Here is a 19972-nt window from a genome sequence, read left to right as displayed (position 1 = left end):
GAACTCCCGAACTACTTCGACAAATACATCTTCCTTCTCGAATACAGCTCATAAAACGCATCGTCCTTGAGACTGTCAATGAACAAAATGCTTTCACCTGTCGATTTCATTTCCGGGCCTAGCGCCTTATTCACGCCGGGGAACTTGGAAAAAGAGAAAACCGGTTGCTTGATAGCATAACCTTCGAGCTGCGGATTAAAGGTAAAATCAGTGACTTTATTATGTCCGAGCATCACTTTCGTCGCATAATTCACATACGGTTCCCCATACGCTTTCGCAATGAACGGAACGGTTCTCGATGCCCGCGGATTTGCTTCAATGATATAAACAATGTCATTCTTGATCGCAAATTGAATATTGATAAGACCCACGGTTTTCAAAGCCAATGCAATCTTTTTCGTGTGATCTTTAATTTGCTGCATCACGAATTCTCCCAGGTTGAACGGTGGTAACGTGGCATTCGAATCACCCGAATGAATTCCGCAAGGTTCAATGTGTTCCATGATGCCTATGATATAGACATTTTCACCGTCGCAAATCGCATCAGCTTCAGCTTCTATCGCTCCATCGAGGTAATTATCGAGCAACAGTTTATTCCCCGGAATGCTTTTGAGCAAATCGATGACGTGCTCTTCGAGTTCCTGTTTGTTGATGACGATCTTCATACCTTGTCCACCAAGAACGTATGACGGACGGACGAGCAACGGAAAGTCAAGCACATCGGCCAGTTTCGATGCTTCTTCGGCAGATTCTGCAACCCCGAATTTTGGGAATGGAATCTTAAGTTCGGTAAGCAAGTCCGAGAAACGCCCACGGTCTTCGGCCAAATCCAGTGCATCGAAACTGGTTCCGAGGATTTTGATTCCGTAACGGTCGAGTTTTTCGGCGAGTTTCAAAGCCGTCTGCCCGCCGAGCTGTACGATGACTCCTTCTGGTTTTTCATGACGGATGATATCATAGATGTGTTCCCAGAAAACAGGCTCAAAGTAGAGTTTGTCGGCAATGTCAAAATCAGTCGAAACAGTCTCCGGATTACAATTGATCATGATGGTTTCGTAACCACATTCTTTGGCAGCGAGCACACCATGAACGCACGAATAATCGAATTCGATTCCCTGACCAATGCGGTTCGGGCCAGATCCTAAGACCACGACTTTCTTTCTGTCGGAAACAACACTTTCGTTATGGACGTAAACCGTTCCGTCGGCTTTTTCGATTCCCGCTTCGAACGTGGAATAATAGTAAGGCGTTTTCGCAGTGAATTCCGCGGCACACGTATCAACGAGTTTGTAGACACGTGAAATGTTCATTTGCTCGCGCAGATTGTACACCTGGCTTTCGAGACAGCCCATCATGTGTGCGATTTGTCTGTCGGCGAAACCTTTTTGCTTGGCCTCGAGCAGTAATTGCTTTGGAAGATTCTCTACTTTGTAGTTTGAAATTTCCTTTTCAAGCGCGAACAATTCCTCGTATTGTTTAAGGAACCACATATCGATTCTCGTGATTTCGTGGATGCGCGACAACGGTATTCCCATGGCGATAGCATCGTAAATGACGAATACGCGATCCCAGCTTGCATAGGTGAGTTTATCTATGATCTGCTCGTAATTCTTGTAGCCTTTTCCATCGGCTCCGAGACCGTTGCGTTTGATTTCGAGCGATTGGGTCGCCTTGTGCAACGCTTCCTGGAATGAACGTCCGATGCCCATGACCTCGCCTACCGATTTCATCTGCAAGCCCAAAGTCCTGTCCGAACCTTCGAATTTATCAAAGTTCCAACGCGGGATTTTCACGATGACGTAATCCAGTGTCGGTTCAAAAAGTGCCGATGTAGATTTAGTGATCTGGTTCTGCAATTCGTCAAGATGATAGCCGAGCGCCAGTTTCGAGGCGATTTTAGCAATCGGGTAACCAGTCGCTTTTGATGCCAAAGCAGATGATCTTGATACACGTGGGTTGATCTCGATGGCTACGATATCTTCTTTTTCATCCGGTGAAACTGCGAATTGAACGTTACAGCCGCCGGCGAAGTTCCCTATGGAACGCATCATCAAAATCGCCATGTCGCGCATTTTCTGGAATGTCGTGTCCGATAATGTCATTGCCGGAGCGACCGTAATCGAATCTCCGGTATGGATTCCCATTGGATCCATATTTTCTATGGAACAAATGATGACGACATTGTCATTCTTGTCACGCAACAATTCCAGTTCGTATTCTTTCCAGCCCAAAAGTGCCTTATCGATAAGCACTTCGTGGATTGGTGATGCTTCGAGGCCGCGCGTGAGCAACTCATCGAAATCTTCTTTTTTATGGACGAAAGCCGCACCTGTCCCACCAAGCGTGAACGACGGACGGATAACCAGCGGAAAACCGAATTCCTGAGCGATTTCTTTTCCTTTGAGGAATGAGGTAGCTGTTTTTGCGGGAGCAGTCGGAACGCCTATCTTTTCGAGCAATTGTTTGAACTGCTCGCGGTCTTCGGTGATATTGATGGCATTTATGTCAACCCCTATCAACCGGACGTTATAATCGGCCCAGATTCCTTTTTCTTCCGCTTCGAGACACAGGTTGAGCGCGGTTTGCCCGCCCATGGTTGGCAATACGGCATCGATTTGCGGATGTTCCTTTAAGATTTCGACAATCGATTTTGTCGTAAGCGGCTTTAAATAAACGTGATCTGCCATGGCAGGATCTGTCATGATGGTGGCCGGATTCGAGTTGATCAGGATGACTTCGATCCCTTCTTCGCGGATGGAACGTGCCGATTGCGAACCGGCATAATCGAATTCGCAGGCCTGGCCGATAACGATTGGACCTGAACCTATGATAAGGACTGATTTGATGGATGTGTCTTTTGGCATGTATGTATTGTTGGTAGTTAGTTGTATTGTTGGTAGTTAGTTGTATTGTTGTTGTAATTTACGCTGTCTAGCCCGGATGCAAGCGAAAAGCGTTTTGCAGAGAACCGATTTATTTTTCACTTCCAGAAAAGCGACCAACGGAAGCTCTTTGTGGAAGTAGAAAAATGGAGGTTATCAAAAAACCTTGAAGCGTGTAGCCGGATCCAGCTTCTACTAAAATGTATGAACGTTTTGTCTTTAGCTTCGCTCAGTTCGCCTGCTGCTCGAGTCCCGACTTTTCTGTCTTTCCGGACTTTTCAGTCTTTACCGACTTCCTTCCCGACAAGGTATAAAAAAAGGCGCAACCTATAAAAGTAACGCCTTTATGCTTGTTGTCTCCAACATTATTTTTTGTGTCTTGGCTCAGAAGATACAGTCAATTTGTGACGCCCTTTCGCACGACGACGGGCAAGGACTTTTCTACCATTGGCAGATGCCATTCTATCCATGAAACCGTGCTTGTTTCTTCTTTTTCTCTTTGATGGTTGAAATGTTCTTTTGCTCATGGCACTATATCTTTAATCTTGTTGAAAAATGGTCTTGATTATCCGGCTTAAAACCGCTGTTTCAAAACCGAGTGCAAATATACGCATAGATTTAAAACGTGCAAGCCCGTAGTTGATTTTTTTTTATCTATTTCCAAAACTTAACTTTCGGGCCGATTATCATTATTAATTATTCATTATTAATTCCCCTATCTTTGCCGCGCAAAAACTTTAAACAATGTTCCATAGAAACATAAAACTTGTCCTTGCCGGACTGATTTTCATTACTGCTATCTGGCAATTTACCGAGAGTAATATAGGAAACGGGATTTTCCTGATTCTTCTTACAGCGATTCCCGTGCTACTCTACTTCAAAAACGAATTCATCCTTTTGGCTTTCCTCAAATTGCGTAAACAAGATTTCCCAGGTGCACAAAAGTGGTTGGCTTATATAAAGAGTCCTGAAACGGCTTTGGTCAAAAAGCAAATAGGCTATTATAATTACCTTCAGGGAATCATGATTGCACAAACCAACATGAATACGGCTGAAAAGTATTTCAAGAAAGCTGTGGAATATGGTCTCTCGATGGACACGGACATGGCTGTAACCAAGCTACAGCTCGCCGGAATCGCATTAAGCCGCCGCCGTAAGATTGAAGCAACGAACTTATTGAACGAAGCTAAAAAACTCGACAAACACAATATGTTGAAAGAGCAGATTACGATGCTGAAAGAGCAACTTAAGAGAATCTGATTATATATACTTATCAAAATCACAATCCCGCAATTCCAGCGGGATTTTTTAATTCATAAAATTTTATTAGAAAAAACCTACTTTTGTTAATAACTTTTTGTAGCTTCGTTTCATATTAATCTGTTAATACTGATGCCGTATGAGATTAATGCTACTCCTTCTATTAGCGATCTTTACCTTCCAACCGGCTAAAAGCCAAGAGAAACCGGTATTATTTCGCGATGCCATTAAAGACAATATCAAAAAGTACAACAAGCAGAGCGATGCAGTGTACGAAAATGGCGACATCCAAAAAGGCCAGGAATTATTTGATTCACTTGTCCAAAACCATTTGGTCGGATCCAAGTTTGACGATTATTCTTTTAAAAGCGTCAACAGTCGCAAGGTCAAACTGAGCAAAATCAATCGTCCAGTCTTCATCATTACCTATGCTTCGTGGTGCATCATCAACAAAGGCGAGATTTCTGCACTGAATAAATTGGCACGCAAATACGATGACGAGATGCAGTTCATCGTAGTTTTCTGGGACCAGAAAAGCAACATGAAAAAAATAGCACGTCAGTTCAACGGAAAAATCAAGGTTTGCTATGCGAATGAATCGTATAAGAATGATGCATCGGTAGTAGCGACCTTAAAACATACACTCGGTTTTCCTACTTCTTACTTTCTCAACAGCGACCTTGAAGTGGTAGACATCAAGCGCGGAGGCATCGCAATTCCGCCAAAAACACCGGTAAAAAAAGCTATTGAAATGAACTATACGGTGTTCGATGAACGCATTACAAATTTCCTTTCGATAAAAGACGAAATTCCGGTTCGCCAGGTTTTGGCAAGCGAAGACTGATCTTACAATAATTTACTCAAAATCCTGAGGCCAACAATCATAAGAGCTACAGATAATGCACGAATGATAATGTGGCCTTTCATTTTTTTGGAAAGTACCGCTCCCAACTGGGCGCCGGGAATGATTCCGAGTGCAAGGCCAAAAACGGTATTCCGTACAAATTCCTCGTTATAGCTTCCCTCAAAATAATGGGTAATTACGGTTACGGTTGCCATGATCGCAAGGATAAAGTGAGATGTGGCCGTTGCGATGTGAACCGGAAAATACAGCCATTCCACCATAGCCGGAACGTGGATTATCCCGCCTCCGATTCCCAAAATTGGCGAAAAGAAACCGACCAGGACACTTAAAACAATGCCTTTCCTCATATCATAGGCATACGAATACACTTCGCCCCATTTATCAATGATGCGGCTTGAAATCCAACCTTTTTTAACTTCTGATTCATGTGGCTTGGGCTTGGGCTTGCCTCCTTTATAGAACAAATAACTCCCGAGTCCGATCAACAATATGCCAAAGATGACATCGAAAATGCCTCGTTTTACATAATGCGTTGTCCATACACCTATGATTGATCCGGGAATCGTACTTAGGGCGAAGACAATCCCGGCTTTGTAATCGACACGTTTGTTGACCATGTAAGCAGCCGAACCCGAAATGGCATTGCAGGCTACGACAGCCATGGAAATTGCGGTTATTTGTTCGACCGTCCATTCCGGATGCCACAGGATCAACAGCGGAACCAGGATGAATCCGCCGCCGGCGCCAATCAGCGTTCCCAAAGTACCTATCAGGAATCCGATCCCGATTAAAAGAACAAATTCATTCATATCAGTAACCTGCCGTCGGGATATCTATCTGGTATAGTTTGGCCGATGTATTCGTGAGCTTCCTGTCGCGCAGCCACGGATTGTGTATTTTGAGGATTTTGTAGTTGATTCCTTGGGATTTGGCAAATACGGAAAGGTCTGAAATAGTTGTATCTACCGAAACCCTTCTGACGGGCAATTGCGTGTACATTTCTTCCTGGGTCAGATCGAAACCATACATCGCCGGGTTTTTCATGATTTCCTTCAGAGCCAGTATCCGGAAGACGTAACGCGCGGTTTCATCGGTCAGCAATAAATCATAATAATTGGTGACTTTCTGGAAATCGACCTGTTTTCCAACGCCGGCCATTCCGCCGTTGTATGAAGCCGCGGCTAATGTCCACGAACCGAGTTTTGCTTTCGCATCGAGTAAATACCTGCAAGCCGCTTCGGTGGATTTTTCAAGGTGATAGCGCTCGTCGACCACATCGTTTACTTCGAGTCCTTTTTCCTTTGCCGTATCGGGCATAAATTGCCAAACACCTCGCGCACCTGCCGGCGAAACCGCATTCACCAAACCGCTTTCTATGACCGCGAGGTATTTGAAATCATCCGGAACCCCATATTTGGCAAGGATGGGTTCGATGACCGGAAAAGCCCTTGGTGCTCGTTTTAAAATCAATAAGGTCGAGGCGTCGAGGTTGGCGTTTACAATGAGTTCGCGTTCAAACCGTTCGCGTACATCGGAAATATTCAAAGGCGCAGGCTCACCCGCAAAATCTGCAGTCGGAGGAAAATAGGTTTTTGTGCCTTCACGAAACAGCTCGGCTTTTTTCTGGGTCGAAATACCAAATATAAGTGTACCGCAAACCAGCGTCAGTCCAAGTATTAGGGCTATTTTTTTGAATGGATTCATCAGATTTGATTTTGTATGTAAAGCTACGAATTTGCATCAGCTTCATTTTCACCGAGCAGGATTTTAGGCAATCTCGCATTCAGCCATCGGAACTTATTGATTATCATAATGTGCGTCCCGCCTGGAACTGGTATAAAATCTTTGATGTACTTGCACGGAAATACTTCATCGGCGTCACCGTGGATATGGACAATATGCGGATCCGGCTCGCTCCTGTCCCAAAGCAAAATTTTCTCAAGCGCCCAATCGAGGTATTCTTTTTCACGTCTGTCAAAAAACTTCTCATACAAGGTAAAGCGTTCCTTGACTTTATCCGAAAAAGGCAGCGATTTGAATTTGTCGAAATTCTCAGCCATACCGGTGGGAAATATCTTATACAGTTTTGTCATTTTCGCCATCTTCATCCGGCGAGGGAATTCCGTATTCGATTTTACGCTTGAGATGATCACCACTTTTTGCGGATTGAGGAACGTCGCCATTTCCTGCACGATGATTCCGCCAAATGATACCCCGATCAATATAGGGTTTTCATGTTTTATTTTGGCCGCAATCCGCCTGGCGTAATCTGTCAACGGTTCATTCCCTATTGGCATTTCCCAATGCAGCAAATGTGTTTCGAATACCTCATCGGGCAATTTGATATGCTCAAAAATATCTGGGCTTGCGGCCATTCCGGGCATAAAATAAACAGGTATTTTCTTCATAAATTCTTTAACGGATTACTAACAACGGCACCTGATTATTTTAACGAAATTTGTAGGTATATTGATATTTCTAATATACTGTATTCGCGCCGAACCGATTTTGGCTCACGCTTAAATTATCAGCAATTTTATGAATATGTGGATTCTCGATAGCAAAATGAGACAAGCCTGACCACAAATCCGCTTTAAATCTACTGACAAAAAAGACACTATGGAATTAAAAGACAATACGTTTCAAAGACAGTTTGAAGCAAATATCGACGGAAAAATGATCACCATAGAATATTCGGTGCAGGAGCGTAAATTGTTCCTGACGCGAATCAATCTGCCTGACGGATTCGGCAATGAAGACGAACTAAACCAAATGATTGCAGCGATATTGGAACAAGCTATCGAGAAAAAACAAAAAGTAGTTCCCGTATTTCCAAAAATCGCAGCTTTTTTCCGCAAGAATCCGAAGTATAAAGAACTGCTTCCGCCCGGAATAAAACTTTAGCTTATTTTACGACAAGTTTTTGGTCAGATGTTTTATCTCCAAAAGTAAGGCGAACCATATAAACACCCGGTGATAACATTGAAATATCGATGTTTTCTGCGGGGTTTTGTTTTTGGAGAAATATCTTTCCGGTCAAGTCGATGATTTTTACAAAATCGATTTGATTCTTCACCGCATAAAAATTCAAAGACGAATTGGCCGGATTCGGGAAAATTACTACTTCTTTGAATTGATTTGATGAAACAGACAAGACATCCGGATCTTCAAAATTGGCTATCCCATCGCTATCTGAATCGTCATCATAAATAAATCCATTTGCGTTGGTATCTTCAAGCCCGTTTATAATGCCATCGGTATCCCAATCACCATCAAATGCAAGTCGTTCAACATAAATCGCCGGGTAGGTATTGTTCAACATAGCAGTATCATATTCAGGCCCAGAGTAGAAAAAATTATAATACATTTCCAGACTTTGGGTGAACGAAACCGTACCTGAAAGTATCGTATTATTAAAATCGTCATATTGAACGGTATATCCTGACAAATCAATATCATAGTAATCTTCATGCCTTGGTATTGTTACAAATTGGGTAAACAACTCCAGGTCTAGCCACACGGTTCCATCATTGTCATAATCGACTTCATATGCAAATAACGGCGGCGGCGGAGGAACGGTCTGCGAATGAACCAGTGGACAGAATAAAATACAAACAAGTAATAATTTCCTCATAACCATCGTTTTCCATAAAAATAAAACATTTTGACCAACCCAAAGACTTTTTTTCCGATATTGAAAAACCCTATGCTCCAACCATGATATCAAGCGAACTCCGCGAAAGGGTCGTCGCCTTTTTTGAAGAAATCCAGAAATACTACGGATCGGTCACAGAAATAACCGAAGGCTTATACTCGCACGAAGAAGCTTTCGACGCGAATTTCACCACATGGAACTTATCTGAATTCACGCTCATCCGTTCGGCGTACCGGAACAACGGCGCCAGATTAATGATGGAAGGCGAAAAAATGTATTATGAAATTTCAGCCGAAAGGCTCGTAGACTTCAAACAGCCGGGCAGAAACGTTTATGAATTTGTGGAAGTATATGGGCTTAATGTGTATCGGATTACGAAGGTGAGGTTTCAGTATAAGTATTAGTTAACGGTTAACAGATAAGGGTTAACGGTTAAAACCTAATGATACTTTTAGTTTGTATGCAGATTTCTTTATTTTATTAAAATTCTGCTTTCGATGATGTTTTCTAAACACCTTAGGCGTCAATATCGGCAACTTTTAACCCTTATAACTAACTATTAACTGTTATCTGTTATCCGTTAACTGTTAACTGTTAACAACTATCTACTCCAAAACATTCAAAAACTTCAGCCCGAAAACAACACCGTCGCCCACAAATCCATGTTGGTATGCGCGGTAATAATCGATTCGGATCAACCGGAATTTTCCAATGCCAAGATTATCCAACCCAACCGAAAACTCATGGTACGGATTCCGCTGCGGCACACACAAATTATGATAGCCTAAAACCAACGTCGACTGCAGTTTATTGAGCAACGGGATTTTGTTCATGATGTAACCCTTGTCGTTGTGCTCGGCATGGATTTCAAGATAGGAATCGTTCGTGCTCGCGGAATAATACGGTAACAGATTGAATCCGTATAAATATTTGTCGTTCCGGCCTACATGGGTTTCGTTTCCGTTGAAGTGTTTGTAATCCACAAACGAAATATTTTCTCCGTTGAAGAATTTACCTGCCTTGACATTCGTTTCAAAATCACCCTTGTTTCCAAAAGTATGTTCGTAGGTCAACCGCCCGAAAATATGTTGATAGCTTACATCTGACGAACCTCCATAACCCTGTTCCCAGCCCGCGTACAGAACCGGATACGTATCATCCGGAATATTGAATTTGCCATCGGGCCTTGACCAGTAATCCTGATTGAAAACAATTCGGGCAGAAAGCGTCGCCTTGACCATATTGCTGGTTTCAAAACCCGCATTCGCATAATCATCCGGATCAAGCGGATTGTTTGACGTATAAACCTTGTTGGTGTCATTTATCAGAACATAATCTGTATTGTTGAACAGCGGTTTTCGTTTGGCATAATCTAGTGTAGCCGATAAGAAAACGCCGTTGACGAGTTCCTGCCCGAAATAGACATTGATGAAATCACGTTCATACAGCTTCATATAATTATCCTCAAAGAATAAGGTACTTACTGTGTTGACGAAATTCGGGATCGGGTTTGCCGTATTGAACTGTGACACACTGCTTCCGCCCGAAACCCGAATCTGGGCATCGCTCACGTTATTGAACTGATGCGCAAAAAAAGCCGTAGTCCTGAACCGTTTTTCAGATAAGCCATAATCGAATTTTACACCCGCCGAAGTATACGTCCGTTTTTCCTCCCGCCGCTTCATATAGGAAAATCCGGGCGTGAATTTATGTCCTTGAACCGTGTTGAAACTGTATCCTTTGAGCAGTCCGTCGTATGACCAGGTTTCGTTTCGATACGAATTTTTGAAGGTATAACCCGTAACCGGATTCAGCCATTTGAAGCGATTTGATTTTTTATCGATGGAATCGAGGTAGACTTTTGATTTTTTCTTCGTCTGCAGTTCATCTTTTTTGGAGTAATCGGTGCTTTCCTCGATCGTCAGCGGAACAGGCCTTATCTGGTTCCAGAAATCGTCGGCTTTTTTGTTGGCGCCTTCTTCAAAGTTGAGCACTTCACGGGTGAATGTTTTTTTCTCAAATCCGTCGGGGAACACAAAATTATTGTACACATACGTAAATCGTCCGTCCACATTGATTCCGAGTAAACCTGCCTTGAAATCGAGCACCTGAGACGTTTTTGCCCAAATGTTATTTTCCCGGTTGAACGTAAAATTCTGCTTCAGCACCAAAATGTTTATCGCCGGATTCTGCATGCTTTTTCCGGTCACGCTCAAGTCGCACGCATACACTGCATACGTATCATCAACTATATAAATATAACCTTCCATGACAGGTTCGAGCGGCCGTTTCGGGGTGACTTTGATTTTGTTGATCAGGTGATTGTTATCGTCCACAAACGTCGATTCGAGATGGAATTTATAGTACAGGAAAGCATCGGGCGAAATGGGAGAAACGATGTTGATGTAAAACGGCAGGTAATTGTCGTACAGATCGAAATTAACCGATGCCGCGTTGTTGAAACTGAATCCGTTGTCCTGTCCGCTTACCTTTGAAGCGATAATGGTTTCCTGCATCTTATCGGGCTTCTGGAATTTTATTTTTGAAACGGTTTCTGACAGGTACAAAATGCCGCTTCGGGTAGAATCGAGCACATCATCGAACATATCGAGCTTTTGCCCCAAAATGGCTTTCGGTGCATCTTTTATCCTGAAAATTCCTCGTGAATAAAAGTCTGCCGTGTAATGTGCCGTCTTTTCTGAATTGGCTTTTTTATTTTTGATGGCTTCGCGGATGATCCTGTCCGCCGGATTGTCTTTGGGATTGATGACGACTTCCTTGAGTGAGAATTGTTCCTCCGGCAACGCAACATCCAACGTGTACGGAAACTTCTCGATTTCTACGGTCCGCTTTTGTGTCTTGAATCCGAGGAACTGAAAAACCAAGGTGTATTTTCCGGGCTTTTGCAGATTGAGTTCATACTTGCCATGATCATTCGTCGTTGTTCCGGTGTAGGTATTTTCGAGAAAGATATTGACGAACGGAAGCGGCTGGTTGTTCGTATCGGTCACCGTGCCTTTCACCTGGGCAAAACCGGAAAAGGCCGTCAGCAACAACAGCAAGTGGAGAAGATATTGTTTCATTACTTGTTATCGGATAGAAAAGATAGCACGGCCAATTCATAACTCTGCAACCCGAAACCGACGATGACACCTTTGACCACAGCCGAAATAAACGACTGGTGCCGATATTCCTCGCGTGCAAACGTATTTGAAATATGGACTTCGATTACGGGTGAGGGAACAGCTTTTACCGCATCGCCGATGCCGACCGAAGTATGTGTGTAAGCTGCAGCGTTCAGGATGATTCCGTCCTGTGAAAAACCGGCTTCCTGAATGGCCGTAATAAGTTCGCCTTCTATGTTACTTTGGAAATAGCTCATTTCAACCTGCGGATATCTTGACCGTAAATCTTCGAGATAACTTTCAAAACCCTGATCGCCGTATATGGAAGGTTCGCGTTTTCCGAGCAGATTCAAATTCGGTCCGTTGATGATGGTAAGGCGCATGGGGTGTGTTTTGAGCTAAAATACAAAAGCCATCCCGAATTGACGGAATGGCTTTGATAAATCTCTGATATTTTCTAGAAAACAAATGCTCCGGAAACCTGGAAAACAGCATTCTTGACCTCGGCGCTTGAAGATGCTTCGGTAAGACCAATGGTGTATCTCGCCTGTACCCAAATGCTTTTGGTCAGATGCACCCCGAGTCCGCCCGCGAGTGCAAAGTCAAACGACTCACCAGATTCACTTCCGGAAATCTGATTGTAGACCAACTTTGTGTCGTCGACCAGAAAAGAAAACTGTGGGCCTACATCAATACTCAACTTATCTGAAACAACAAAAAACTTTGCCAAAACCGGAACCGAAATATAGTTCAGATTAAAATCTCCGGCATCTTTGACTTCAGCACCTTGTGAAGAATAAAGCAGTTCGGGTTGCAAAGCGAAATTATCGAGCAGTTTCAATTGAACCAATGCTCCGGCGTGGAATCCGGTTTTTCCTTTGTAGTCTATTCCGCTTACGCCTCCGTTGAAATTGGAAAAGTTCGGGCCTGCCTTAAATCCGAAACGAAGAAACTGCGCCTGTGTCCCAAAAGAAACACTTATCAACAATAAAACAAGTAGCTTTTTCATGATGTATTATTTAGGTTAATTACTAACGATTGATTTAGTGAAATTATTTCCGATTTAAAAGATAGGCAATTAGAATCAAAATCAGTTTTGAACAAAACCATGTTAACAAAATTGTTGAAAACTGTGAATAACTGAAAATTTTATACAAATATCCACGTTTACCTTTGCGTCAATCATCATATCAAACTTAAAATGAAAAAAACCATTCTTTCTGCATTAGCTTTTGCAGCCTTCGGAATGGCAAATGCCCAATCCGAAGAAATTGTTTTCGGTGTAAAAGCCGGATTTTCCCACAGTACATTAAGCGGCGACAGTTATTATAATAATAACGGCGTCATTTATAATGATAAATACGACGGGCGTTTTGGCGGTTACATTGGTGCGCTTGCCGACATTCCGCTATCGGGTAATTTCCATGTACAGCCTGAAGTCCAGTTTTCAAGTGAAGGTGCCGAAAATGCCGGATTGGTTTACTTCCGAATTCCGGTAATGGCCAAATATTATCTGATGGACAACTTTGCCGTAGAAGCCGGGCCGCTTTTGGGTTTGCGACTTGCCGGCGAGGATGATTTTGACGAACGTACAAAAGCCGCCGATTTCGGATTGTCTGGTGGTGCCACATATGAATTCCCAATGGGTGTTTTTGTCGAAGCACGTTTTAATGCCGGTATTGCAAACATCAGCGATGATTCGGGCCGTGATTTGCGGACAGCCTCTTTCCAGGTCGGTGCCGGATATAGATTCTAAACCCTCTTTCCTCAATAACCGAGAAAGCCTCCTCTACTAATGCAAGGAGGCTTTTTTAATTGTATATATCAGATAGATTTTTCCAGATAATAATCTTCATGATTTTTAACAAAATGTACATTTTTTCTGTACTTCCTTTTTTCCGGAATTTCGTAGGGACACAACTGGCCCCTTCCCTATAACAAGGTCGTTATTCCCCGAATACGACAAATACAGAAAAAATGCACATTTTGTTAAAATTGCCAATTCTAAATATTAGAACTTATACCCCACACTTATCTGAAAAACAGAATTATGAATGTCATCCAAACCTTCCGTCTTGCGAAAAATCTCCGTAAAACCATAATTATAACGGCCTGAAGCGAATAATCCGAATTCAGTCTGGAAAGTCAATCCGCCTGCTACCCCGAATTCGAAATTTTCAGCGTCAAGATCGGTATTGTTCAAATCGATGTCACCATTTCCGGAGTTTGGGTTGAAATCAAATTCTTCGTGGACGAGAAACGAAAATTGCGGACCGGCTTCAATACTTAATCCTTTTACGATGTAAAATTTTGCAAGAACCGGAACGTTGATATAATCGAGTTGGAATTCAGCTTTGTCTCCGTCTGATCCAGAAAAATCGGCTTTATAGCCTTGTCCTGAATAAAGTGCTTCTACCTGAAGTGAAAAAATATCGGCCAACGGAAATTCAGCCAAGGCACCCGCGTGGAAGCTCGTACGTGAATCAGGGCTGTCAAAATCGCCCCCAGTAACCGTAGCGAAGTTGACACCACCTTTTACACCAAAAGTCGGTTTTCTTGATAAGGTATTATCGACCTTTTCCTGTGCGAATGCCGTCGTTCCCGTTAACAACAATGTAGCTGCAAAAATTTTTAGTGATTTCATGTGTATTTAGATTTAATGGGTTATTGAGGCTAAATTAGACCGATGCTTTTCCGCCTTTCTTAATTATCTCTTAATTCACATTTGCTTAACGTGTTAAAATTTCAGTTTTAATGATAATAATGCAATATATAATTATAAAATACAACAATAAAATACTAAAATGGGAATTATGAAACCATTTTATATTAAAATGATAATCAGCGATTGTTTTGTCAAACGCCTTATTTTTGTCAAATGGATTCCTGGAAAAGCTATATAAAGAATTATCAGAACTATCTTAAAATCGAGCGCTCGTTATCGGCGAATACGATAACTAATTACAGCTTCGATTTACAGCGGCTTTGCGAATTCCTTTCAGAGAAAGGCATCTCGGAAACACCATTGAGTATTTCCGATGAAACCGTAAAGCAATTCATCTACGAAGTTTCCAAACAAGTCAACGCCAGATCTCAGGCACGCATGATTTCCGGCCTCAAGAGCTTTTTCAATTACTTATTGTTTGAAGATTATCGAAAGACGAATCCGATGGATTTGCTTGAAGCGCCAAGACTCGGACGAAAATTGCCCGACACGCTTTCGATTGAAGATATCGACAGATTGATTGGTGCCATCAAAAATGAGAACGATGATACTAATGATTATAAGTTGAGCGTAAGAAACAAAAGCATGCTCGAAACCTTATATGGATGCGGCCTGCGTGTTTCCGAACTCGTGACGTTACGATTGTCCGATCTGTTTTTTGATGAGGGTTTTATCCGAGTAACCGGAAAAGGCAACAAGCAAAGGTTCGTTCCAATCGGACCGCACACGCAGAAATACATAGAAATCTTTCTAACTGAACGCAACAAACTTTCAATTCCAAAAGGCCACGAAGACACATTATACTTGAACAGACGCGGAAAAGGCCTGACACGCGCCATGGTTTTTACAATCATCAAAAATCTGGCGGTCGAAATCAATCTGCAGAAAAGCATCAGCCCGCACACATTCCGTCATTCTTTTGCAACGCACTTATTGGAAAATGGTGCCGATTTACGCTCGATACAACTCATGCTCGGCCACGAATCGATAACAACAACAGAAATCTACGTGCATCTTGACCGGAAACATTTGACTCAGGTGATGCGGAATTTCCACCCGAGAAGATGAGTTTACAACACAAAAAAGCCCGGTACAAACCAGGCTTTCTATAATAATGTCTTCCGATCTTCCGATCCTGAAATTAAAAACTTATTTAGCAATATTAACAGCTCTCGTCTCACGTATCACCGTAACCTTAACCTGGCCCGGATACGTCATTTCAGTCTGTATCTTTTGTGAGATTTCAAACGATAATGTTCCCGCAAGTTCATCGGAAACCTTTTCGCTTTCCACAATCACGCGAAGTTCACGGCCGGCCTGTATCGCATAAGCGTTCTTGACTCCGTGGAATCCGAAGGCGATGGCCTCAAGGTCTTTCAGACGTTGGATATAAGAATCGAGAACCTGACGGCGTGCACCCGGACGTGCTCCTGAAATCGCATCACAAACCTGGACGATCGGGGACAAAAGTGACTTCATTTCTATTTCGTCGTGGTGCGCCCCGATGGCGTTGCAAACCTCTTCTTTTTCACCGTATTTCTCAGCCCATTGCATCCCTAAAAGTGCGTGTGGCAAGTCGCTTTCAGTATCTGGCACTTTACCTATATCATGAAGCAAGCCGGCCCGTTTGGCTAGTTTGACGTTCAATCCTAATTCGGCTGCCATGATTCCGCAAAGCTTCGATACTTCACGCGAGTGCTGCAACAGATTTTGTCCATAAGAAGAACGGTATTTCATACGACCTACAATCTTGATCAGTTCGGGATGAAGCCCGTGGATACCAAGATCGATGACGGTTCTTTTCCCGACTTCGGCGATTTCTTCCTCGATTTGCTTGGTCGTTTTTGCCACGACTTCTTCGATACGCGCCGGGTGGATACGTCCGTCGGTAACCAATTTATGCAACGACAAACGCGCAATTTCACGACGAACAGGATCGAAGCACGAAAGAATGATGGCTTCCGGCGTATCGTCTACGATGATTTCAACTCCGGTTGCAGCTTCGATAGCGCGGATGTTTCGTCCCTCACGCCCGATGATGCGTCCTTTGACGTCATCTGATTCAATGTTGAAGACGGAAACGCAATTCTCTACAGCTTCTTCTGTCCCGACACGCTGGATCGTATTAATGATAATCTTTTTGGCTTCTTGTTGTGCCGTAAGTTTCGCTTCTTCGATCGTATCCTGGATATGCGCCATTGCCTTGGTTTTGGCTTCCGCACGCAATCCTTCCACCAATTGCTCACGCGCTTCTTCAGCAGATAATCCCGAAATGACTTCAAGCTGGTTGAGCTGGCTTTTATGCATACGCTCGACCTCTTGTTGTTTGCGGTCGAGCATATCGACTTTTGAGGTATATTCAGCTGCTTTGGACTCGTATTCGTCATTGAGTTTCTTGGTCTTTGCGAGTTCGTTTGAAACCTGGGATTCTTTGTCTCGGATGCGTTTTTCGGCTTCGGCTGTCTTTTTATCGCGGGCCAGGATTACCTGTTCGTGTTCGGCTTTAAGCTCGAGGAATTTCTCTTTTGCCTGAAGGATTTTGTCCTTTTTGGTGTTCTCGGCGTCCTGGTTCGCGTCTTTTATAATCAGCGCGGCATCTTTCTTGGCAGAAGCGATAATGCTCGAAACGCTCTTCTTCTCAAGGAATTTGGCAATCGCAAAACCTGCTGCGGCTCCAAGTGCCAATCCTATTATTATCATCAGTGTACTATCCATGTGTAAAATATTAAGGGTAAAAAAAAGCCTACATCAGTCAGATTGTATAAACTCGTATGGACAAGTTTTGAGCTAACCCGCTGTTCAAGGATCTGCGACGAGGCAGCATGCTATAGTAGCGACGATTCGCCCATTTGTAAATTGTGATTGTTGAGTTTATCAAATAGGAAACTAATGTAGGCAGTATCTTAGTTCTGGATTTATAATGCAATACAGCCGAAGCCATGAAGCCAATATAAATCCAATATGTAAAAGAACGTGTTATTTGGCCTCGCTTTCCGTTGCCGGCCCGCGTGTATTGAGATAACCTGCAAGCATCTCATTAATCTGGCTCAACCTCGAAATGGTTTCCGAACCGTCAATCGCGTTGTCGAACTGCTTCTGCTCTACCTGAGATGCAAACTGCAGCGCACACATGGCCAGAACATCCTGCTTGTCGCGAACGGCATAGCTTTCCTCGAACTGCTTGATCATCTGGTCGATCTTTCTCGATGCGCTCCTGAGGCCTTCTTCCTGGGCCGGATTCACCGTAAGCGGGTAAATGCGGTCTGCAATAGAAAGTTTTATTCGAAGTTTATCGTCTTCCATGATCAGTCTGCAAGCTGCGCGATGCAATGGTCAATCTCGCGGATTAATGAATTTATCTTGAGCTTCGTATCTCGTTTATTTTCTTCACTGCCAAGTAATGAATTGGCGTGTCGTAAGGTTTCATTTGCCGATTGCAAGGCAGCCAGCTGTTTTTCCTGTTCGCCCGATTTTGCCCTGAGCTTATGAATTTCATCAGACAGTTCCCGATTGACTTTTTCCAGGCCGTCGAACTTTTTCAGCATATGTTCGATGCGGGCCTGCAAGGTGTCAATAACTGCCGAAATTTCATTCATTGAACCCGATTCATTACTTATTCCACAAAATTAGTATTATGTGCGAATTGAGGAAACTTTTTATTTAAAATTTCCCTAACATTCGCTTTGCGGCAATAACACGGCTTGTTGTCAGTTTTTTTTACGAACTTGGGCCTGTTTTATTCTAGCCAAAATCCAATTATATGAAAGCCTTTATCCTCTCTTTGCTCTTTTACGCGCCCTTATTTTCCCAGACAACGTATCCAAAAGATTTCTTTCGTTCACCACTCGACATTCCGCTACAACTGGCCGGAAACTTCGGGGAACTTCGTACCAATCACTTCCACGCAGGCTTCGATTTACGCACGCAGCAAAAAGAAGGTCTGAATGTTTATGCAGCCGGCGACGGATATATTTCACGCATCAAGATTTCGCCTTACGGATACGGAAAAGCCATCTACATAGATCATCCGAACGGATACACCACGGTTTATGGCCACCTGCAAAGCGGATCGGCGGTCACAGAAAAATATATTTTGAGCCAGCAATATCTATTAAAGTCATTTGAAATAGATGTTTTTCCAAAACCTAGGGAACTTCCGGTCAAAAAAGGGGATCTGATCGCCTATTCCGGAAACACCGGCGGATCTGAAGGCCCGCATTTACACTTTGAATTCCGCGATACCAAATCGGAAGAAATCATGAATCCTTTGTTTTTTGGATTTGATATGATTGTGCTAGACACTAAAAAGCCGGTCATCACATCGGTTCTCGCTTATCCGCTTTCGCACGATGCCAAGATCAACGGTTCCCTGAGCCCGCAAATCGTCAACCTGACCAAATCGCCGGACGGAAGCTACACCAGCGACCCAATCCGCGCCATGGGAAAAATCGGCTTTGGCATTTCCGGTTATGATTCCCAGGATTACGGATCGGGGAAAAACGGCATCTATAAGGTAGCTTCGTTTGACAATGGCGAATTTTCTTTTGGGTACACATTCGACCAGTTTGCATTCGATGAAACCAGATACATCAATGCCCTGATCGACTATCCGCGGTTCAAAAAAAGTGGAGTCCGCGTCCAGAAATTATTTTTGAAACAACCGTTGGCATTTGAAATGTTTAAAGGAAATGCTTCATTGGGCCAGCTCGAGATACTTCCGAATACAAACCACGCTTTCCGCATAGAAGCATCGGATTTCCAGAACAACCAGCTTCAAATCAACATTCCGGTAGTCTACAGCAACGAAGGCCCGGCGGAACAGCTTGGGGCAAAAACAGGCTATTTGGTCAAAGCGGAAAAAGACGCTGCGCTTGAAAAAGGCAATTTCTCCATTTTCGTTCCGGCCCATACGTTTTATGAGGATACGTATTTTGATTTTGAAGTCGACGGAAAAGAAGTCTCTTTCGGGAACGAAACCATTCCGGCGCACACGAATTTCACGGTCAGCATTACAGATGATTCGATTGCGGAAGCCTTGCGCGATAAAACATTCATCGCATCCATCAGCGGAACACGCCTCAATTACAACAACACCAAACGAAAAGGCAACACCTATACGTGCTATTCCAGACAACCCGGAAAATTTAAATTGGCGCTGGACACGATTAAGCCGAAAATCGCGTTGTCCAAGAACATTGAAGGAAAATGGATTACGAAAGACAAGTTCATCTCGGCTACCATCTCTGACAATTTATCAGGACTCAAGACATTTAATGCCTACCTGAACGGAAATTGGGTACTTTTTGAGTTCGATTACAAAAACCGACGGATCACACATTGGTTTGCCTGGGACGATTTCGTGGTGGAAGGCCGCAACGAATTAAAAATCGAAGCGACGGACAATGTTGGGAATTCCGTTATATTTGAAACATATTTTTTCAGGAGCAAGACTCCGTAAAA

20 protein-coding genes are annotated in these 19972 nt (G+C 43.2%); 7 read left to right on the top strand and 13 right to left on the bottom strand.

Features of this window, described 5'->3' with window-relative positions; all coding sequences use genetic code 11:
- Positions 1–11: 11 nt before the first annotated feature.
- Both carB and rpmH read right to left on the bottom strand, forming a co-directional pair.
- A complete protein-coding gene (gene carB / locus G6047_RS08705) occupies positions 12–2864 on the bottom strand; it encodes a carbamoyl-phosphate synthase large subunit (RefSeq protein ID WP_169527218.1) in 2853 nt (950 codons plus the stop codon).
- A gap of 383 nt (positions 2865–3247) precedes the next feature.
- Positions 3248–3409, bottom strand: coding sequence for a 50S ribosomal protein L34 (gene rpmH, locus G6047_RS08700; RefSeq protein WP_008464848.1), 162 nt, complete (start codon positions 3407–3409; stop codon positions 3248–3250).
- 217 nt (positions 3410–3626) lie between these two features.
- Here rpmH and G6047_RS08695 point away from each other — a divergent pair, with 217 nt between their 5' ends.
- Together G6047_RS08695 and G6047_RS08690 are read left to right on the top strand one after the other, a co-directional pair.
- A complete protein-coding gene (locus G6047_RS08695; protein ID WP_169527217.1) occupies positions 3627–4142 on the top strand; it encodes a DUF2892 domain-containing protein in 516 nt (171 codons plus the stop codon).
- 139 nt (positions 4143–4281) lie between these two features.
- Positions 4282–4986 carry a TlpA family protein disulfide reductase gene (locus G6047_RS08690; protein WP_169527216.1) on the top strand — a complete coding sequence of 235 codons (705 nt, stop codon included), beginning with the start codon at positions 4282–4284 and terminating at the stop codon, positions 4984–4986.
- A gap of 2 nt (positions 4987–4988) precedes the next feature.
- Here the strand turns inward: G6047_RS08690 and G6047_RS08685 are convergent, their stop codons facing one another.
- From G6047_RS08685 to G6047_RS08675, 3 genes are read right to left on the bottom strand one after another with little or no spacing between them, the layout of a single operon-like run.
- Positions 4989–5816 (bottom strand): sulfite exporter TauE/SafE family protein, encoded by an 828-nt coding sequence (locus G6047_RS08685; RefSeq protein WP_169527215.1) that lies wholly within the window; start codon positions 5814–5816, stop codon positions 4989–4991.
- 1 nt (position 5817) lies between these two features.
- Positions 5818–6711, bottom strand: coding sequence for a lytic transglycosylase domain-containing protein (locus G6047_RS08680; protein ID WP_169527214.1), 894 nt, complete (start codon positions 6709–6711; stop codon positions 5818–5820).
- A 23-nt stretch (positions 6712–6734) separates the two neighbouring features.
- Positions 6735–7415 (bottom strand): alpha/beta hydrolase, encoded by a 681-nt coding sequence (locus tag G6047_RS08675; protein ID WP_169527213.1) that lies wholly within the window; start codon positions 7413–7415, stop codon positions 6735–6737.
- A gap of 211 nt (positions 7416–7626) precedes the next feature.
- Between G6047_RS08675 and G6047_RS08670 the strand changes: the two genes are divergently transcribed.
- Positions 7627–7911 (top strand): GNAT family N-acetyltransferase, encoded by a 285-nt coding sequence (locus G6047_RS08670; protein WP_169527212.1) that lies wholly within the window; start codon positions 7627–7629, stop codon positions 7909–7911.
- 1 nt (position 7912) lies between these two features.
- Here the strand turns inward: G6047_RS08670 and G6047_RS08665 are convergent, their stop codons facing one another.
- Positions 7913–8641 carry a T9SS type A sorting domain-containing protein gene (locus G6047_RS08665; RefSeq protein ID WP_169527211.1) on the bottom strand — a complete coding sequence of 243 codons (729 nt, stop codon included), beginning with the start codon at positions 8639–8641 and terminating at the stop codon, positions 7913–7915.
- A gap of 83 nt (positions 8642–8724) precedes the next feature.
- Here G6047_RS08665 and G6047_RS08660 point away from each other — a divergent pair, with 83 nt between their 5' ends.
- Complete coding sequence (locus tag G6047_RS08660) at positions 8725–9066, top strand: hypothetical protein (RefSeq protein ID WP_169527210.1); 342 nt, start codon at positions 8725–8727, stop codon at positions 9064–9066.
- Between the two features lie 201 nt (positions 9067–9267).
- Here the strand turns inward: G6047_RS08660 and G6047_RS08655 are convergent, their stop codons facing one another.
- From G6047_RS08655 to G6047_RS08645, 3 genes are all read right to left on the bottom strand, one after another.
- Positions 9268–11745 carry a DUF5686 and carboxypeptidase regulatory-like domain-containing protein gene (locus G6047_RS08655; protein ID WP_169527209.1) on the bottom strand — a complete coding sequence of 826 codons (2478 nt, stop codon included), beginning with the start codon at positions 11743–11745 and terminating at the stop codon, positions 9268–9270.
- On the bottom strand, positions 11745–12170 hold the full coding sequence (locus tag G6047_RS08650) for a type II 3-dehydroquinate dehydratase (RefSeq protein WP_169527208.1): 426 nt from the start codon (positions 12168–12170) through the stop codon (positions 11745–11747). Before G6047_RS08650 ends, G6047_RS08655 begins: the two co-directional genes overlap by 1 nt.
- 74 nt (positions 12171–12244) lie before the next feature.
- Positions 12245–12796 (bottom strand): porin family protein, encoded by a 552-nt coding sequence (locus G6047_RS08645; protein WP_169527207.1) that lies wholly within the window; start codon positions 12794–12796, stop codon positions 12245–12247.
- 192 nt (positions 12797–12988) lie between these two features.
- On the opposite strand from G6047_RS08645, the gene G6047_RS08640 reads away from it, so the two are divergent.
- Complete coding sequence (locus tag G6047_RS08640; RefSeq protein WP_169527206.1) at positions 12989–13543, top strand: porin family protein; 555 nt, start codon at positions 12989–12991, stop codon at positions 13541–13543.
- A 255-nt stretch (positions 13544–13798) separates the two neighbouring features.
- Here G6047_RS08640 and G6047_RS08635 read toward each other — a convergent pair whose 3' ends face one another.
- Complete coding sequence (locus G6047_RS08635) at positions 13799–14431, bottom strand: porin family protein (RefSeq protein WP_169527205.1); 633 nt, start codon at positions 14429–14431, stop codon at positions 13799–13801.
- 234 nt (positions 14432–14665) lie between these two features.
- Between G6047_RS08635 and xerD the strand changes: the two genes are divergently transcribed.
- Positions 14666–15580, top strand: coding sequence for a site-specific tyrosine recombinase XerD (xerD, locus tag G6047_RS08630; RefSeq protein WP_169527204.1), 915 nt, complete (start codon positions 14666–14668; stop codon positions 15578–15580).
- An 81-nt stretch (positions 15581–15661) separates the two neighbouring features.
- On the opposite strand, the gene rny is transcribed toward xerD, so the two are convergent.
- The 3 genes from rny to G6047_RS08615 form a co-directional block, all read right to left on the bottom strand.
- The gene (gene rny, locus G6047_RS08625; protein ID WP_169527203.1) at positions 15662–17227 is read right to left on the bottom strand and encodes a ribonuclease Y; all 1566 of its coding nucleotides are present in this window, start codon (positions 17225–17227) and stop codon (positions 15662–15664) included.
- Positions 17228–17488: 261 nt separating this feature from the next.
- Complete coding sequence (locus G6047_RS08620) at positions 17489–17815, bottom strand: cell division protein ZapA (protein ID WP_169527202.1); 327 nt, start codon at positions 17813–17815, stop codon at positions 17489–17491.
- Between the two features lie 2 nt (positions 17816–17817).
- Positions 17818–18108, bottom strand: coding sequence for a hypothetical protein (locus G6047_RS08615; RefSeq protein WP_169527201.1), 291 nt, complete (start codon positions 18106–18108; stop codon positions 17818–17820).
- Positions 18109–18272: 164 nt separating this feature from the next.
- Between G6047_RS08615 and G6047_RS08610 the strand changes: the two genes are divergently transcribed.
- Positions 18273–19970 (top strand): M23 family metallopeptidase, encoded by a 1698-nt coding sequence (locus G6047_RS08610; protein WP_169527200.1) that lies wholly within the window; start codon positions 18273–18275, stop codon positions 19968–19970.
- Positions 19971–19972 lie beyond the last annotated feature (2 nt).

Source organism: Flavobacterium silvaticum, from assembly GCF_012911565.1.
Taxonomy (GTDB): domain Bacteria; phylum Bacteroidota; class Bacteroidia; order Flavobacteriales; family Flavobacteriaceae; genus Flavobacterium; species Flavobacterium silvaticum.
This window is presented reverse-complemented; position numbering and strand designations above follow the sequence as displayed.

Coding starts and splice junctions, on each gene's coding strand:
- G6047_RS08635 (WP_169527205.1), bottom strand. CDS start 14,431: ATGAAATCACTAAAAATTTTTGCAGCTACATTGTTGTTAACGGGAACG.
- G6047_RS08670 (WP_169527212.1), top strand. CDS start 7,627: ATGGAATTAAAAGACAATACGTTTCAAAGACAGTTTGAAGCAAATATC.
- G6047_RS08640 (WP_169527206.1), top strand. CDS start 12,989: ATGAAAAAAACCATTCTTTCTGCATTAGCTTTTGCAGCCTTCGGAATG.
- G6047_RS08660 (WP_169527210.1), top strand. CDS start 8,725: ATGATATCAAGCGAACTCCGCGAAAGGGTCGTCGCCTTTTTTGAAGAA.
- G6047_RS08665 (WP_169527211.1), bottom strand. CDS start 8,641: ATGAGGAAATTATTACTTGTTTGTATTTTATTCTGTCCACTGGTTCAT.
- G6047_RS08675 (WP_169527213.1), bottom strand. CDS start 7,415: ATGAAGAAAATACCTGTTTATTTTATGCCCGGAATGGCCGCAAGCCCA.
- G6047_RS08610 (WP_169527200.1), top strand. CDS start 18,273: ATGAAAGCCTTTATCCTCTCTTTGCTCTTTTACGCGCCCTTATTTTCC.
- G6047_RS08690 (WP_169527216.1), top strand. CDS start 4,282: ATGAGATTAATGCTACTCCTTCTATTAGCGATCTTTACCTTCCAACCG.
- G6047_RS08615 (WP_169527201.1), bottom strand. CDS start 18,108: ATGAATGAAATTTCGGCAGTTATTGACACCTTGCAGGCCCGCATCGAA.
- xerD (WP_169527204.1), top strand. CDS start 14,666: ATGGATTCCTGGAAAAGCTATATAAAGAATTATCAGAACTATCTTAAA.
- G6047_RS08650 (WP_169527208.1), bottom strand. CDS start 12,170: ATGCGCCTTACCATCATCAACGGACCGAATTTGAATCTGCTCGGAAAA.
- G6047_RS08685 (WP_169527215.1), bottom strand. CDS start 5,816: ATGAATGAATTTGTTCTTTTAATCGGGATCGGATTCCTGATAGGTACT.
- rpmH (WP_008464848.1), bottom strand. CDS start 3,409: ATGAGCAAAAGAACATTTCAACCATCAAAGAGAAAAAGAAGAAACAAG.
- rny (WP_169527203.1), bottom strand. CDS start 17,227: ATGGATAGTACACTGATGATAATAATAGGATTGGCACTTGGAGCCGCA.
- G6047_RS08695 (WP_169527217.1), top strand. CDS start 3,627: ATGTTCCATAGAAACATAAAACTTGTCCTTGCCGGACTGATTTTCATT.
- G6047_RS08655 (WP_169527209.1), bottom strand. CDS start 11,745: ATGAAACAATATCTTCTCCACTTGCTGTTGTTGCTGACGGCCTTTTCC.
- G6047_RS08680 (WP_169527214.1), bottom strand. CDS start 6,711: ATGAATCCATTCAAAAAAATAGCCCTAATACTTGGACTGACGCTGGTT.
- carB (WP_169527218.1), bottom strand. CDS start 2,864: ATGCCAAAAGACACATCCATCAAATCAGTCCTTATCATAGGTTCAGGT.
- G6047_RS08620 (WP_169527202.1), bottom strand. CDS start 17,815: ATGGAAGACGATAAACTTCGAATAAAACTTTCTATTGCAGACCGCATT.
- G6047_RS08645 (WP_169527207.1), bottom strand. CDS start 12,796: ATGAAAAAGCTACTTGTTTTATTGTTGATAAGTGTTTCTTTTGGGACA.